The sequence below is a fragment of the Vibrio sp. CB1-14 genome, assembly GCF_040412085.2.
Lineage (GTDB): Bacteria > Pseudomonadota > Gammaproteobacteria > Enterobacterales > Vibrionaceae > Vibrio > Vibrio chaetopteri.
On record NZ_CP115920.1, the window covers coordinates 1,894,302 to 1,912,054 of the forward strand.

10 protein-coding genes are annotated in these 17,753 nt (G+C 43.8%); all 10 read left to right on the forward strand.

Annotation, left to right across the window (positions count from 1 at the left end; all coding sequences use genetic code 11):
• Positions 1-9 precede the first annotated feature (9 nt).
• The 10 genes from prc to PG915_RS08650 all read left to right on the forward strand — a co-directional run bounded on the left by prc (position 10) and on the right by PG915_RS08650 (position 17,750).
• The gene (prc, locus tag PG915_RS08605) at positions 10-2,013 is read left to right on the forward strand and encodes a carboxy terminal-processing peptidase (protein WP_353496153.1); all 2,004 of its coding nucleotides are present in this window, start codon (positions 10-12) and stop codon (positions 2,011-2,013) included.
• A gap of 170 nt (positions 2,014-2,183) precedes the next feature.
• Positions 2,184-2,846, forward strand: coding sequence for a hypothetical protein (locus PG915_RS08610; protein ID WP_353496154.1), 663 nt, complete (start codon positions 2,184-2,186; stop codon positions 2,844-2,846).
• A 162-nt stretch (positions 2,847-3,008) separates the two neighbouring features.
• On the forward strand, positions 3,009-5,618 hold the full coding sequence (gene pepN / locus PG915_RS08615; protein ID WP_353496155.1) for an aminopeptidase N: 2,610 nt from the start codon (positions 3,009-3,011) through the stop codon (positions 5,616-5,618).
• A gap of 113 nt (positions 5,619-5,731) precedes the next feature.
• Complete coding sequence (locus tag PG915_RS08620) at positions 5,732-5,950, forward strand: DUF2835 domain-containing protein (protein ID WP_353496156.1); 219 nt, start codon at positions 5,732-5,734, stop codon at positions 5,948-5,950.
• A gap of 157 nt (positions 5,951-6,107) precedes the next feature.
• Positions 6,108-10,952 (forward strand): NAD-glutamate dehydrogenase, encoded by a 4,845-nt coding sequence (locus PG915_RS08625; protein ID WP_353496157.1) that lies wholly within the window; start codon positions 6,108-6,110, stop codon positions 10,950-10,952.
• A gap of 206 nt (positions 10,953-11,158) precedes the next feature.
• Positions 11,159-12,169 (forward strand): quinone-dependent dihydroorotate dehydrogenase, encoded by a 1,011-nt coding sequence (gene pyrD, locus PG915_RS08630; RefSeq protein WP_353496158.1) that lies wholly within the window; start codon positions 11,159-11,161, stop codon positions 12,167-12,169.
• Positions 12,170-12,334: 165 nt separating this feature from the next.
• Positions 12,335-12,880 (forward strand): cell division protein ZapC, encoded by a 546-nt coding sequence (locus PG915_RS08635; protein ID WP_353496159.1) that lies wholly within the window; start codon positions 12,335-12,337, stop codon positions 12,878-12,880.
• Positions 12,881-13,466: 586 nt separating this feature from the next.
• On the forward strand, positions 13,467-15,590 hold the full coding sequence (gene rlmKL / locus PG915_RS08640) for a bifunctional 23S rRNA (guanine(2069)-N(7))-methyltransferase RlmK/23S rRNA (guanine(2445)-N(2))-methyltransferase RlmL (protein WP_353498693.1): 2,124 nt from the start codon (positions 13,467-13,469) through the stop codon (positions 15,588-15,590).
• Between the two features lie 8 nt (positions 15,591-15,598).
• Positions 15,599-15,850 carry a glutaredoxin family protein gene (locus tag PG915_RS08645; protein ID WP_112479954.1) on the forward strand — a complete coding sequence of 84 codons (252 nt, stop codon included), beginning with the start codon at positions 15,599-15,601 and terminating at the stop codon, positions 15,848-15,850.
• Positions 15,828-17,750: an ABC transporter ATP-binding protein gene (locus PG915_RS08650; protein WP_353496160.1), complete on the forward strand. Its 1,923-nt coding sequence runs from the start codon at positions 15,828-15,830 to the stop codon at positions 17,748-17,750. The genes PG915_RS08645 and PG915_RS08650 overlap by 23 nt, the downstream gene beginning before the upstream one ends.
• The last annotated feature ends 3 nt before the right edge of the window (positions 17,751-17,753 follow it).

Here is a 17,753-nt window from a genome sequence, read left to right on the forward strand (position 1 = left end):
TTCCTACGCATGAAGTGCCGTTCAAAAGTATCTTTAATCGCTGCTAGCCTTTGGCTAGCAGCTTCTTCGGCTCAAGCCATTGAAGCAAAGTACGAAAAATCAAAAATTCCTACTTTAGCTCCAGAAGCTCAGCATGAGACCGCCAGTAAACGTGTGACATCTCGATTCACTCGTTCTCACTACAAGCATTTCACTTTAGATGATGAATTTTCAAAGGCGATATTTGCTCGTTATTTGGAAATGCTCGACTACAATCGCAACATTTTTACCCAATCTGACATTGATAAGTTCGACGCTTGGTCATCAAAGCTCGATGATCAATTGAAGGCTGGTAATAACCAGATTGCGTTTGATGTTTACAATCTCTCAATGCAGAAACGCTATGACCGTTTTGTCTACGCACTTTCTTTGTTAGGCAAAGAGATGAAGTTTGACGTTGATGAGGCAATCACTCTTGATCGTTCAGAGGCTGAATGGCCTAAAGACGAGGCAGAGCTTGATGAGTTGTGGCGCAAGCGCGTCAAATATGATGCTTTGAACCTCAAACTTGCTGGTAAAGATTGGGACGAAATCAAAGAGACATTGGGCAAGCGTTACAACAATGCGATTAAACGCCTTACTCAATCACACAACGAAGATGCGTTTCAGATTTACATGAATGCCTTCGCGCGTGAGGTGGATCCTCATACTAGCTACCTGTCACCACGTTCTGCAGAGCAATTTCAATCAGAGATGAATCTTTCTCTTGAAGGAATTGGTGCGGTGCTGCAATTGACGGACGACTATACGGTTATCCGCTCTCTGGTTGCTGGTGGTCCTGCATCGAAAAGCAAACAGCTTGGCGAAGGTGACCGCATCATTGGTGTCGGACAAGATGGTGAAGACATTGTTGATGTTATCGGTTGGCGTTTGGATGATGTTGTACAACTAATCAAGGGGCCTAAAGGCACCAAAGTTAAACTGCAAATTCTTCCTGAAGGTAAAGATGCTAAGGCGTCAGTTGTAGAGATTGTTCGTGACAAGATCCGTCTTGAAGACCGAGCGGTTAAGTCAGAAATCATTGAGAAAGATGGCAAGAAGATAGGTGTGATTGAAGTCCCTAGCTTTTACGTAGGGCTTTCTAAAGATACTGACAAACTGATTACTGAGCTCAAAGAAAAAGGCGTTGATGGCATCATCGTTGATCTTCGAAACAACGGAGGCGGCGCGTTAACAGAAGCAACAGCACTGTCGGGTCTTTTCATTGAAAGTGGTCCAGTTGTTCAAGTTCGCGATAGCTATGGTCGTGTCAATGTGAACAGCGATACTGATGGCAAAATCAGCTATCAAGGTCCAATGACGGTTCTGGTCAATCGCTACAGTGCATCAGCCTCTGAGATTTTCGCCGCAGCGTTGCAAGATTACGGTCGAGCTATTGTTTTGGGTGAGAACTCATTCGGTAAAGGTACGGTTCAGCAGCATCGTTCGCTAAATCATATCTATGACTTGTTCGATAAAGAGCTTGGTTATGTTCAATACACCATCCAGAAGTTCTATCGCATCGACGGTGGTAGTACTCAAAACCGTGGTGTAGTGCCAGATGTAGCTTTCCCGACGGCGGTTGATCCTGCGGAAACAGGAGAGAGTGTTGAAGATAACGCTCTACCTTGGGACAGCATTGATAAAGCGAAATACACACAGTTACAACGTAACGATGAAGTAATCGCATCATTAAAGGCTGCTCACGAAAAACGCATTGCTACGGATATGGAATACGGCTTTATTGCTGAAGACATTGCCAAGTACAAAGCAGAAAAAGACGATAAGACATTGTCTTTAAGTGAAGCAGCACGTAAACAAGAAAGTGATGAATCAGACGTTCGTCGTTTGGAACGCGTTAATCAACGCCAGAAAGCAGCAGGTGAAAAACCTTATGCAACGCTTGATGACATTCCAAAAGACTACGAAGTGCCAGATGCTTACTTGGATGAGGCGGTAGCAATCACTGTCGATCTTGTTAACAGTAAAGCGTAAGCTTTATGCTGGTTACCAATAGAAACGAGCGGCAACGCTCGTTTTTTTTCACCCGCATGAAAGCTGCCTCAATTCTGATACTTAAAATTAAAAACCGTGATTTAGATCAAAATATTTAGCAATCTCGTATTAAGCCTCCTAAGCTTTAAGTACTGGTGAGGGGGATACATATGAGATGGATTACGCTAATTCTGTGTGTTTTTTCGTTTGGAGTATTGTCGGAAACACGCAAAGATAATAATGACTTAACACAATTTGATCAGCCGTTTTTGCTTGGAGATTGGTATTTAGTCAATCCCAGTCCAGGTGAATCACCGGATGCCTTTCTGGCCATCAAACTAACACTTCAATCTAACTATTCGTTTAGCATTGATATTCAAAAACAAGATTACAGTATTGAACATTGGGAAGGTTTGTTTACCGCTAACGAAGATACCATCATTCTTGGCTTAAACTCCGATGAGCCACAAGTCTACAGTTACAGTGGTAATCACAATATGCTCAACCTTAATGGGGTTGTCTTTACCAAAGCGCTCTCTAACTCGCTTGCTGGAATTTGGTCATCGGTGAGTGTCTCGGGTGATGACAAACACGCTCAAGATATCGCTCGCATGGATCTAATTCTACAGCCGGATTTTGTGTTTACATTTCGTGTAAGTTCAAGCGAAGGTAGCGAAGCCATTCATAGCGGTGTTTACTACACCGAAGATGATCATATCGTACTTCTTTATCAAGATGGTGAACACGATGCTACATATACACTAGATCAAGATGAACTCACTTTAGAAGTTGAAGATGGTGATATGTTTGCGGTGTTAAATCGTATTCGTTAACAAAAGTTTATAAAACATTTGAGCGTCAACTCACGTTGGCGCTTTTTTTGTGTCTTGCTTTGTAAACATTGTCTGCAAACCTTTGTCTGTCGGAGTATAATCGACGCGATTCAGCAATATTTCAATATTCTGCTAACAAATAATAAAGACAAGGACTAAAGGATGACGGAGTCAGCACCTAAAGCCAAATACCGAAGTGACTATCAATCACCTTCGCACACTATCACAGATGTAAACCTTACTTTCGATCTTCACGAAACTCAAACTCGTGTTACAGCTATCTCTCAAGTTAAACAGATGGCAAATGAAACAACGTTAACGCTTGACGGCGAAGGTATTGAGTTAGTACAAATCAGTGTCAACGGACAAGTTTGGCAAGACTATGCGCAGACAGATACCGGCTTAGCGATTCATAACCTGCCGGAAGAGTTTGAACTCGCGATTGAGAATATCATTTCACCTTCAACAAATACCGCGCTAGAAGGTTTGTATATTTCAGACGGCGCGTACTGCACTCAATGTGAAGCAGAAGGTTTCCGTCGTATTACTTATTTCCTCGACAGACCAGATGTTCTGGCGAAATACACGACGAAAGTGATTGCAGATAAAGAAAGCTTCCCATACCTGCTAAGCAACGGTAATAAGATCGAGGAAGGTCAGTTAGAAAATGGTAAGCATTTTGTGGCATGGGAAGATCCGCATCCGAAGCCATCTTATCTTTTTGCTCTGGTTGCGGGTGACTTTGATGTATTGCGTGACAAATACACCACGCGCTCTGGTCGCGATGTAGCACTAGAGATTTTTGTCGATAAAGGCAACTTAGATCGCGCCAACCATGCGATGGTTTCGCTTATCAACTCCATGAAATGGGATGAAGAGCGTTTTGGTCTGGAATACGATCTTGATATTTACATGATCGTTGCTGTCGATTTCTTCAACATGGGTGCGATGGAAAACAAAGGCCTAAACGTCTTCAACTCTAAGTTTGTTTTGGCTAATGACCAAACAGCGACGGATACCGATTACCTTGGTATCGAAGCAGTAATTGGTCATGAATATTTTCACAACTGGACTGGTAACCGAGTGACTTGCCGTGACTGGTTCCAACTAAGCCTGAAAGAAGGTTTGACTGTATTCCGTGATCAAGAGTTTTCGTCTGACTTAGGTTCACGTTCGGTAAATCGTATCAACAACGTACGTATCATTCGTGGCCCTCAGTTTGCCGAAGACGCGAGTCCAATGTCACACCCAATTCGTCCAGACAAAGTGATTGAAATGAATAACTTCTACACTTTAACGGTTTACGAAAAGGGCAGTGAAGTTATTCGAATGATGCATACCTTGTTGGGTGAAGATAAGTTCCAAGCGGGCATGAAACTTTACTTTGAACGCCATGATGGTACAGCAGCAACCTGTGAAAACTTTGTTGCAGCGATGGAAGATGCATCAGGTATCGATCTTAATCAGTTCCGTTTATGGTATAGCCAGTCGGGTACACCAACGGTGTCTGTTACTGAACAATATGATGAAGCTGCATACACCTATACATTAAGCGTGAAGCAGACGACACCGGCAACACAAGATCAGGCAGAAAAGCAGGCACTGCACATTCCATTTGACGTAGAACTGTATGATGAACAAGGAAAAGTTTTCGAGTTACAGCGTAACGGAGAGCTTTGCGGCAATGTGCTAAACATTACCGAATCTGAGCAAAGTTTTGTGTTCGAAAATATCTCAAGCAAACCAGTTCCTTCAATGCTTCGAGAATTCTCTGCACCAGTGCGCTTGAACTTTGAGTACAGCGATGAACAGTTGGCTTTCTTGATGATTCACGCTCGCAATGACTTTGCTAAGTGGGATGCCGGTCAAATGTTGCTGGCGAAATACATTAAGTCAAATGTAGAAGCGGTGCAAAAAGGCGCTAACGTTGAACTTCCAGAATTGGTGGTAGATGCTTTTAGAGGTGTAGTGCTAAATAGTGAACTTGAGCCAGCCTTTATTGCTGAAGCATTATCGCTACCGAGCTTCAATGAAGTGGCAGGTTGGTATGAGACAGTAGATGTTGATGCAGTGTGTGATGTACTTAAAGGGATCAAACTTGCTTTAGCATCGGAACTGCAAGATGAAATGTCTGCGCTTTACCATACACTCGCGCAAGCTGATTACACTATTGAGCACGCTGCTATTGGTAAGCGTTCGTTGCGTAATCTGTGTCTTCAATATTTGGTGAATGTACCAGAGTACGCACATCTTGCTAAAGACCAGTACCAATCGGCGAACAACATGACCGACACTATTGCTGCAATGAGCGCTGCAAACAGTGCATCACTTACATTCCGTGAAGAAATCATGTCTGACTACAGTGAAAAATGGAGCCACGATGGTTTGGTTATGGATAAGTGGTTTGCTTTGCAAGGTGCGAATCCGTCGAAAGATGCGCTGGTAAATGTCAAAGCTTGTATGTCACATAAAGCATTTAGCTTAAGTAATCCTAACCGCACTCGCAGCTTAATTGGCTCATTCCTAAACATGAACCCACGCCGTTTCCATGATAAATCGGGTAAAGGCTATCAGTTTGCTGGTGAAATTCTAACGCAACTGAATGAATCTAACCCTCAAGTGGCCTCGCGCTTAATCGACCCACTTCTAAAACTGAAGAAGTACGATAGTGAACGCCAAGCATTGATAACGCTAGAGCTCGAGAAGTTGAAAGGTCTTGATAACCTAGCTAAAGACTTGTTTGAAAAAGTCACGAAAGCGCTAGAATCTTAATCTTTAACCCATACCTGTATATTTATACAGGTATGGGTATTTATACAGGTATGGGTATTTTCTTCACTTTAGATAAATTGATCATTTTTTAATCACAAACCTATCTCCACGTCATGAAACATTACTATTTCAGTCTAAATATTAGCTATCAACAGTACGTTACACACTACACTGGTCATGCATACAGTATTTTGGTTTGTACCGATCAAGGATTGAGATTACAGCTACCAGCGACAAGATTTCGTCCGTTTTTAACACAATTAGGTCTAAAAGGACGCTTCAGGTTGACAACTGACCAAAACAACAAGTTTTTACGGTTAGAATCACTGTAACTTCCGCCATTACTAGTGATATGAATAAGTGCATCAGTCACACAATCAAACATTTTCCTGTCACATACCATATTTTTTATTAACCCTTTCTCAATAAAACTTTTACAATAAAGACAAGCCTACATCCCTCATAAAAACAAAAAAGTGGAGCGTTATTATGACCACGCGCGAACCCGTTGTTCCGGTTCTACTGGAGAAAGTTTATCAACTGATTGAATCTAAAGTAGAAGGCGTCAATCAGCCATTAGTGACTAAACTTGCCAAACACATTTTTAGCAACGTTTCCCCTGACGATTTGCTACAGAGAAACGAGTCAGACCTGTATGGTGCCGCTGTGAGCCTTTGGCATCATCTCAACGAGAAAAAATACGATGAGATTTCTGTTCGAGTATTCAACCCGACGGTGAGTCGTCACGGTTGGCAGTCAACTCATACTATTGTTGAAATTGCAGTGCCAGATTCTCCATTCTTAGTCGACTCTGTAAAAATGGCACTCAATCGTGTCGATCTTACATGTCATATTATGCTGCATGGCCCAACTCAGTTTGAGAGAAATGATCAAGGCCAAATTACTTCGGTCAATGAAGGGAAAGGGCATCTTCAATCAGTCTTCCATATCGAGGTGGATAGGCTGAGTGAAAAATCAGAAATGACTGCGCTTAAAGATGAACTGATTGCCATTTTTGAAGACACCAGTTTGGTGGTCAACGAATGGGAGTCAATGTCAGATAAGCTCAAGCAAATTACGAAAGACCTAGTAAAAAACAAAAGCAAGCTGCCATTAGAAGCGGATCGTTTTGATGAGACGATTGCATACTTAGAGTGGCTGGGTGATCACAACTTCACATTCATGGGATACAAAGAATTTGATCTTATTAGTGAAGAAGGGGATTCAGTATTAAAACCAACCGATGAGCCAGGACTTGGCTTGTTCTCGAAAGCAGATCGCGTTCGCTCGGTGAAGATTTCTGAATTTTCTGATTCGGCGCGCTTAGAAGCGAAAAAGCCGTTCCTACTCATCCTGACAAAAGGTAACAAAGCAAGCCGCATTCACAGACCTGCTTATACCGACTATGTAGGCATCAAAAAATTCGACGCTAACGGCAAGGTAATTGGCGAACATCGATTTACTGGTCTTTATACCTCTGCCGTGTACAACCAGAGCGTTTCAACTATTCCACTTATCCGCGAAAAAGTAGAACGTATCTTATCGGCAAGCGGTTATCGAGATGGTTCGTACTCTTACAAAGCATTGAGAAACATTCTTGAAAATTACCCACGTGATGAGCTACTTCAAGCGAAAGAAGAAGAACTGCTTGAGATAGGTATGGGCGTAGTGCAAATGCAGGATCGTGATTTGATCCGATTGTTTGTGCGTAAAGATCCGTTTGGGCGCTTTTTCAGCTGCATGGTTTACGTGAGTAAAGATCGTTACAACACACAGCTTAGAAAAGACACGCAACGGATCCTGAAAAACTATTTTGGTATTGAGCAAGAGGTTGAATTTACGACTTACTTCTCAGAGAGTCCACTGGCAAGAACCCACTATATCGTTAGGGTAGATAACAACAACATGGATGTAGATGTGAAGGCGATTGAACGAAACCTAATGGAGGTATCCGCTTCTTGGGATGACCGTTTGTCTGACGCTATCGTTGCTAACTTTGGTGAAAGTAAAGGGTTGCCCCTCTCTAAGGTGTATTCAAAAGCATTCCCGCGTTCATATAAAGAAGACATGATGCCAACATCGGCGGTGGCAGACATTGAACGTCTTGAAGCGCTAGATGAAGACAACAAATTAGGTATGCTTTTCTACCGCCCTCAAGAAGAGTCAGCCAATTCTAAGGCCGTGCGCCTTAAACTTTACCACCGTGATGAGCCAATCCATCTATCTGATGTCATGCCAATGCTGGAGAATCTTGGGTTACGAGTGATCGGTGAATCGCCATACGAGATCGTTAAAACTGACGGCGGTACATATTGGATCCTTGATTTCTCAATGCTTCATAAGAGCGACGCAGAAGTGGATCTTCGTGAAGCAAGAGATCGCTTCCAGCAAGCCTTTGCCGCAATTTGGTCTGGCGATCTTGAAAGCGATGGCTTTAACCGACTTGTGCTAGGCTCGGGTTTAACTGGTAGAGAAGTTTCTATTCTCCGTGCTTATGCTCGCTACATGCGCCAAGTTGGCTTCCCATTCAGTCAGCACTACATTGAAGATACTCTGAATCACTACCCAGAGCTGGCGAAAGATCTTGTTGAACTGTTTACCCAGCGTTTCATGCCGTCACTAAAAGGCAGTAAGAAAGGTCAACAGCGTGTGATTGAGAAAATCAATAAGCAGCTCGATAAAGTCGATAGCTTGGATGACGACCGTATTATCCGTCGTTATGTCGAAATGATTTCTGCAACACTTCGCACTAACTACTACCAGAAAGACAAAGCCGGTGAGCATAAGCCATGGTTATCGCTCAAACTAGAGCCCAAGAAAATTCCTGAAATTCCAGCACCAGTGCCAGCGTTTGAGATCTTCGTTTATGCCCCAGACATTGAAGGTGTGCATCTTCGTGGTGGCAAAGTTGCTCGTGGTGGTCTTCGCTGGTCAGATCGTCAAGAAGACTTCAGAACCGAGATTCTTGGTTTGGTGAAAGCGCAACAAGTTAAAAACACTGTCATTGTTCCAGTTGGTGCAAAAGGCGGCTTCGTTTGTAAGCGTCAGCCACAACTCTCTAGCCGAGACGAGATCTTTGCTGAAGGCCAGCGCTGCTATAAACAGTTCATTCGAGCACTATTGGATGTGTCGGACAACATCATTGAAGGGGAAGTGGTTCCACCTAAGAGTGTAGTAAGACACGATGAGGACGACCCATACTTAGTTGTTGCTGCCGACAAAGGTACTGCAACCTTCTCAGATTTAGCGAACTCAGTATCAGATGAGTATAACTTCTGGCTAGGGGATGCATTTGCTTCCGGTGGTTCAAATGGCTATGACCACAAAGCCATGGGTATTACCGCAAAAGGTGGTTGGGAGTCGGTGAAACGCCATTTCCGTGAAATGGGCATCGATTGCCAAAACGAAGACTTTACGGCCATTGGTGTTGGTGACATGGCAGGGGATGTATTTGGTAACGGGATGCTGCTTTCCAAACATATCAAGCTAAAAGCCGCCTTTAACCACATGCACATCTTTATTGATCCAAATCCGGTGTCTTCTGCGAAGAGTTGGGATGAGCGCAAGCGACTGTTTGATCTTCCACGCTCTAGTTGGGAAGACTACGATCCTAAGTTGATCTCTAAAGGTGGTGGTGTCTTTGCTCGCCGCGCTAAATCGATCAAATTGACCCCAGAAATCCAAAAAATGCTTGGTACTAAGAAAGCGTCTGTTGCACCTAATGATCTTATTAAGATGATTCTGGGCATGGAAGTGGATCTGCTATGGAATGGTGGTATTGGTACTTATGTGAAGGCGAGTTCTGAAACGCACACCGATGTGGGCGACCGCGCGAATGATGTGCTGCGTATCAATGGTAGCGAGCTTAGAGCTAAAGTTGTTGGCGAAGGCGGTAACTTAGGTATGACACAGCTGGGTCGTATTGAATACGCACTGGCGGGTGGTCGTGTAAATACCGACTTTGTCGATAATGTTGGCGGTGTTGATTGCTCGGATAATGAGGTCAACATTAAGATCTTCTTGAATGGTCTTGTTTCAAATGGCGATCTAACGGTCAAGCAGCGCAACCAAATCTTGGAATCTATGGAAGATGAAGTTGGCGAGATTGTGTTGGATGATGCTTACTGCCAATCTGAATCGATTTCGGTGACAGAATTCCAAGGTGTCTCTCTGGTAAAAGAGCAGATCCGCTTTATCCATACGCTAGAGAAGGCGGGGCATTTGGATCGTGCTCTAGAATACATTCCATCGGATGAAGATCTGCTAGAGCGTGAGAAACAAGGGATTGGTATGACTCGTCCTGAGCTTTCCGTGCTGGTGGCTTACGGTAAGATGGTGCTGAAAGAGGAGTTGGTGACAGATGACATCGCGAATGACCCATATCATCAACAACAACTGACTCAGTACTTTCCATCAGAGTTACGCCGTAACTACTTAGAAAGTATGCCAAATCATCCACTGCGCGCAGAAATTATCTCAACTATGCTTGCAAATCAGATGGTTAACGAGATGGGCTGTAACTTTGTGACTCGATTGCAAGAAGAAACAGGTGCAACCGTGGTCGATATTGCGAATGCGTACGCGGCGTCTCGAGAAATCTACGGCTTTGCTTATACTTTTGAGCAAATTAGAAAGTTAGATAATGTCGCGAGCTCTGAAGCACAGTATGAATTGTTGTTTATTGTTCGCAGAACGCTGCGTAGATTGGCTCGCTGGATTCTGCGTAACCGTCCGGGTAAGCAGTCGGTAGAAGAGTTGGTTGCCCGTTATCGTGAAGACGTTATTAAGGTTGAGCAAACTCTTGAGAAATGTTTGGTGGCCGAAGAAGTTGAAGAGCATCATGAATTAGCGCAAGTATGGGTTGAGCAAGGGGTAGGTAGCGAACTTGCGAACTATGTGTCGCGTTTATCTAGCTTACTTTCTGCAGTAGATATCGCTGAAATTGCAGCTGAAGCGAGCTTTGAAGTTGAACGAGCGTCGAAACTTTACTTCCACTTAGGTGATCGATTATCACTGCATTGGTTCTTGAATCAAATCAACGGCCAAGCAGTTGATAATAACTGGCAAGCATTGGCAAGAGCGGCATTCCGTGAAGATCTTGATTGGCAGCAGCGTTTGTTGACTGCTCAAGTATTGCGATGTGGTTGTGGGGGAGATTCAGAAGACGTGATACTGTCACTTGATAACTGGATGGATACCAATACACATAGCCTTCAACGGTGGGAAAATATTCTCAATGAGTTCAAAGTGGGGAATGTACACGAGTTCGCTAAGTTCTCGGTAGCACTGCGCGAACTCAGTTTGTTGAACCTGAACTGTGCAAATAATCTATAGGTTAACTGCCTGATATCAAAAGATAAGCGCTCTTAGGGGCGCTTTTTTGTATCAAGCATCAAATTTGGTGACGGTGTAACGTAAATTTGATTGAATCTTATGCGAAACGTTTGCTTTTTTTCGATAAAGACAAATCTTGATTGCATGTTTAGGCGAATCAGTAAATAATACCGCCCCGTTTACACGGGTTTTCTATCGGAGGCACAATGCTTTACCGTCTTGCCAGAACTGGCTTTTTCCAACTTGATGCCGAAAAGGCTCACGATCTCGCTATTCAAAACTTCAAGCGCTTCACCGGCACACCACTTGATCTCGCTTATCGCCAACAATTACCAAATCGACCAGTAGAATGCATGGGTTTGACGTTTAAAAACCCTGTGGGTCTAGCTGCAGGCTTAGACAAAAACGGCGAATGTATCGAAGCATTCGGCGCTATGGGCTTTGGTTTTGTTGAAGTTGGTACGGTAACACCACGCCCACAGTCAGGTAATGACAAACCACGCCTGTTCCGCTTGGTAGAAGCTGAAGGTATTATCAACCGAATGGGTTTCAGTAACTTGGGCGTTGATAATCTGGTAGAGAACGTTAAGAAAGCAAAATATGACGGAATCATCGGTATCAACATTGGTAAAAATAAAGATACGCCAATCGAGAAGGGTGCTGAAGACTATATTATCTGTATGGAGAAGGTTTACGAGCACGCGGGCTACATTGCTGTAAACATCTCATCTCCTAACACTCCTGGACTTCGTAGTTTGCAATACGGTGAAGCACTGGATGAACTCCTTGCTGAGCTGAAAACAAAACAGTCAGAATTGGCTGAAAAGCATGGTAAATATGTACCTCTTGCACTGAAGATCGCGCCGGATCTAAGTGATGACGAGATTAGCCAAATCTGCGATTCATTGATCAAGAACCAAATTGACGGTGTGATCGCCACCAATACAACATTGGATCGCTCTGTCGTAGAAGGTATGAAGCACGCCAATGAGGCTGGTGGCTTGAGCGGCCGTCCAGTACAGTCTCGCAGTACAGAAGTAGTGCGCCTTCTAGCGAAAAACCTTGATGGTAAGCTTCCAATCATTGGTGTTGGTGGTATTGACTCGTACGTGTCTGCAAAAGAGAAACTGATGGCCGGTGCTTCGCTGGTGCAAGTTTACTCTGGCTTTATTTACCACGGTCCAAAACTTGTTAAAGACATCGTTAAGAATCTATAAACGCTTTCATCTACCAAAGTGACTAGATTTTAATCGAGAAAGGGGAAATTAGTTTTCCCCTTTTTTTTTTGTTTATTCGTTTTTAGAATTAGTAACAACTGACCAACAGGTAATTAAGCGTTTTACCTAACAGTCTGATTATTCTTTAAATATAGAGACGGAACGATGCTTAAACCCAGCGATACATGGATCTGGTATATGGACGAGAGTGAGAACTCTCTTATGCTGGACTTGGGAGACGATATGGTTTTTAAAACCAATCTTTCCCGTAAACTCCTTGTCGACTGCGCGATGGGTCAGAACAACTTCACTGTCGATGACGCATCCGCGTTTCAAACCTTTAAAGACCAAATTAGTGTACTTGAGCTCTCAGAGCCTAGACAGGCTGAACTAACGCTGTATTGCGTGGCAGCCAAGCGCTTTCATAAACCCGTACAACCAAAAAGCTGGTTCTTCGACCACCAAGATGGCTCTTATCAGCCAGAGGAAGGGGAACTGGTTCGATTGGTAAACTCAAATTCAGAAGGTTTCTTCATCGTTCTGGAAGTGGGAGAGAGTGCCAGTTTGTGTGCGTTAGTCGACTTAGAGTCATTCAGTTTGACAGCCAGCAAGCAAGTCACGTTTGGCCAAAGCATTAAAGTGATGCACGACCGTATGACGTGTGCACAGCAGTTTATCGCATTAAACCAGCCTATCGCTCTTGTAGGTTAGAGCGGGGCACTTAGAGCGCGTTAACGCGCCTTATAAGAAAAAGCAGTGGCAGCTTTAAACAACAATAATATGTGTTTCCTTCATTTCTCGTAGAATTTATCGGCCTGGTTGGCCGATTTTTTTTGTCTGCTATTTACCAAAAACCTACAAGTCCCCTTCAGTTTTACTCCTCAAGCGAGCTCTTTAACCATCCAAGCGGCGATGTTTTGCCGTATCTATCTTGTTGCAGAGCAAATATTTCGCTTTTTTTTACCACTAAAAGTAACGTTTTTATTTCCCTTAATAGGGGCTAATTAACTAATGAGTTCCCCATTTAGGTACTTTCTGTAACTAAGTTACACGAAAATATGGGCTTTGGTATATACCAATCGTGCCGCGAATAAGTATTCACTATCGCGAAAGCCGTTGGTTTATGGTGAATTAATTAAGTACAAGCTAATGTAGGGTGCCGGTATGTGTTAGGCGCTTACACCGGTTAAACCTTGTGCGAACAAACACTTTGAACGCGGGTTATTGAAGGTTTGTTTAGTGACAGGCAGTAATGTCAGGTATAATCAACACCATTTTTCACAGCCAGATGAACACTATGAACCAATATCTTGCCGTCACTTCTAACGGACTTGAAAACCTTCTCGCTCAAGAGCTTGAACAAATGGGCTTAACTTCTGTAAAGCCTGTTCAAGCAGGGGTGAAATTTAAAGCGACTAATGAGCAGATTTATCGCGCTTGTTTGTGGAGCCGCTATGCTTCTCGCTTTGTTAAAGTACTGTCGGAATTCACTTGCCAAGATGATATGGACCTTTATCTGGCTGCTTCGTCCATCAACTGGGTTAACCACTTCCACAGCACGAAGAAATTCATTGTTGATTTCAACGGTACGAACCGAGAGATCCGTAATAGCCAATATGGCGCAATGAAAGTGAAAGACGCGGTAGTGGATTGCTTTAATAAGAAGAACTTACCAAGACCAAACATCAGTAAAGATGGAGCCGATGTACGTGTGCATGTGCGTTTGCATCGTGATAAGGCTCTGATTGGTCTGGATATGGTGGGCTCTGGCTTGCATCAACGCGGCTATCGTACTGAATCTGGTCGTGCTCCTCTTCGAGAAACACTCGCAGCTGCTATTGTTGCTAGAAGTGGGTGGGAGCAAGGTAAGAACATGCTTGATCCGATGTGTGGTTCGGGTACGTTGTTGATTGAAACAGCTATGCTTGCTGCGAATATGGCACCAGGCGTCAAACGTAAGACTTGGTGTTTTGAAGCCCTAGAAGACTTCGAGCCAGAAGTTTGGGCAGAAGTGAAATCGGAAGCGAATGTACAAGCTCGTCGCGGTGTCAAAAAGACTGACAGCAGGTTTTGGGGCTTCGACAACGACCCTAGAGTCCTTCGCACAGCAAAAGAGAATGCTAAGCGTGCCGGCGTTGAAGACTTGATTACCTTTGAGCTTGGCGATGCCAGCAAAGTGACTAAGCCAGCAGAGTTTGGTGAGGGCGTGATTGTTTGTAACCCACCTTATGGTGAGCGACTAGGCACCGAGCCAGGTTTGATAGCACTGTATACTGAATTTGGTAATCAGCTTAAAACCGAGTTCGGTGGCTGCCAGGCATCGATTTTCTCAAGTTCAGATGACTTACTAAGTTGCTTACGCATGCGTGCTGATAAGCAATTTAAGTTGAATAACGGTGCGTTACAGTGTCACCAAAAAAATTACTCGATTTCAGCGCGCAGTGCAGAACAGATTGCTGGCAATAATGACCTTCAAGTGATTGCACCAGATTTCTCAAACCGTCTGAAAAAAAACATGGCCAAAATCGGCAAGTGGGCTAAGAAAGAAGGATTAGACTGCTACCGTATTTACGATGCTGATTTACCAGAGTACAACGTTGCGGTTGATGTTTATCAAGATTCTTTGGTTATTCAAGAATACGCGGCGCCGAAGAGTATTCCAGAAGAGACAGCAAAGCGTCGCCTGACAGATATTATCCGTGCTTCGATCAAAGTAACTGGTGTTGACACCAACAACGTTGTTTTGAAAACTCGCGAGAAGAAGAAAGGCAGCTCACAATACAACAAGCTTGCTCAAAAGTCGTCAACCATGAAAGTTCATGAGTACGGCGCGCAGTTGATCGTAAACTTGCATGACTACCTAGATACTGGCCTGTTCCTCGATCATAAAATCACTCGTCGTAAACTGGGTGAATTGGCGCAAGGCAGAGATTTCTTGAACCTGTTTGCATACACAGGTTCTGCGACTGTTCATGCTGCGCTTGGTGGAGCAAAGTCTACGACCACGGTTGATATGTCTAATACATACTTAGAGTGGGCGAAAGATAACATGAAGCTGAATGGTCAAGTAGGTCGTCAGCACCAATACATTCAAGCAGATTGCTTACAATGGCTTGCGAAAGCAAACGGCATTTACGACCTTATCTTTATCGATCCTCCTACGTTTTCAAATTCTAAGCGTATGGAGCAATCGTTCGACGTACAACGTGACCATGTCACTTTAATGCGTGATTTGAAACGTCTACTAAGTGCAGAAGGTACTATCGTATTCTCAAACAACAAACGCCACTTCAAAATGGATTTGGAAGCGTTGGAAGAGATCGGCTTAACTGCGAAAAACATTTCTGATAAGACCTTGCCCCTCGACTTTGCTCGTAACAAGCATATTCATAACTGCTGGGTTATCTCTCACAAAAGTTAAGACGGATCATGACAAAGGAACTGACATTATACAGCACTGAAGGTTGCCATCTCTGTGAGATGGCTCTTGAGCTAATCAAACAAGTAGGGCTCGGGGAACAGGTAGAGATTGTCGATATTGCTTTCGACGATGAGCTGTTTTCTCGTTACGGCGTCACTATTCCAGTAGTCAAAGTGGATGAATCTGAGATCAACTGGCCCTTCGATATCTTACAACTTCAACAATGGTTAACAGTCAATGGCATTACTTACCATCCATAATGGACAACTTGCATTTGGTGATCATCCGCTTCTAGATAAGACGGACTTTGCGCTTCAAGAGAATGAACGCGTGTGTCTGGTTGGTCGAAACGGTGCTGGCAAGTCAACGTTAATGAAAGTATTGGCAGGCGACATCATTATGGATGATGGCAAACTGCAAATTACTCAAGATGTTGTAGTATCTCGTCTAGAACAAGATCCTCCTCGCGACCAAGTTGGAACGGTCGAAGACTATGTCGCTGAAGGCTTGGCAGAGATCGGTGAGCAGCTAAAGCAATATCACGCTTTACTTGAGCTGGTGGCTCAAGACCCAAGTGAATCTCATATTAATCGCTTAGCCAAAGTTCAAGAAAACCTCGAAGTTTCCGGCGCATGGCGTTTTGAAGACCGCATTAAGAACATTCTTGGTGCGCTCAAGCTTGACGGTGCTACGCTACTTAGCGATTTGTCTGGTGGTTGGCAGCGAAAGGCGGCATTAGCTAGAGCGCTGGTGTGCGATCCTGATGTCTTATTACTCGATGAGCCAACCAACCATTTGGATGTGACAACCATTGAGTGGTTGGAGACGTTCTTAAAAGACTTCCGTGGTTCTATCATCTTTATTTCTCACGACCGCGCTTTTATTCGCTCTATGGCGACACGCATTGTCGATCTAGATCGAGGCCAACTTGTCTCTTTCCCTGGCGACTACGAAAAATACCTAGTCGAAAAAGAAGAGGCGCTACGTGTTGAAGAAATGCAAAATGCAGAGTTCGACAAAAAGCTCGCGCAAGAAGAAGTTTGGATAAGACAGGGCATCAAAGCACGAAGAACTCGCAACGAAGGTCGTGTCCGTGCGCTGAAAAAACTTCGAGACGAACGTAAAGGCCGCAGAGACGTTCAAGGCAAAGTGAACCTCAAGCTCGACGACACCGCGCGTTCTGGCAAGATTGTGTTTGAAGCTGACAATCTGAACTACGAGATTGAAGGCAAAACCATCATCAATAACTTTTCTTTCAATATCCAACGTGGTGATCGTATTGCGCTTATTGGTCCTAATGGATGTGGTAAGAGTACGTTGATCAAGCTGTTACTCGATGAGCTTACACCTACATCAGGTAAACTTAAGTGTGGTACCAAGCTTGAAGTCGCTTATTTTGACCAGTACCGCGAAGCATTAGATCCAGAAAAGAGCGTTATTGATAACCTTGCCGATGGTAAACAGGAAGTGATGGTTGGCGGACGTGAGCGTCATGCGCTAAGTTATCTTCAAGACTTTTTGTTTGCACCAAAACGCGCGAGAACCCCAGTGAAAGCACTGTCGGGTGGTGAGAAGAACCGCTTGTTGTTGGCTCGTATTTTCCTGAAGTCTAATAACCTACTGGTACTCGATGAACCAACCAACGATTTGGACATTGAAACCTTAGAATTATTAGAAGAGTTACTAGGAAATTATCAAGGCACACTGCTTTTAGTGAGCCATGACCGTCAGTTTGTTGATAATACTGTGACCGCTAGCTGGATTTTTGAAGGAAATGGGGTTATCGAAGAGTTCGTTGGTGGTTATCATGATGCTCAGCAGCAGAGACAGCAGGTGTTGGACGCACGTAAAGCGTACGAGCCAGTAAAAGAGAATAAAAAACAGCCAGTTGAACAAAATAACAAGACACAAGCAGTGAACTCTAAACCTAAGAAGCTGTCCTATAAGCTACAGAGGGAATTAGAAGCGCTACCAGCTCTGTTGGAGCAACTGGAGCAAGAGATTGAACAACTACAGGAAATGGTGAATGACCCTACGTTTTTCGCCAAGCCAGTAGAAGAGACACAACCCATTTTAGATAGTTTAGCTGCAAAAGAGCAGGAGCTAGACGTTGCTTTTGAGCGATGGGAAGAGCTAGAAGCAATGCAACAGGAAAGTTAGTTT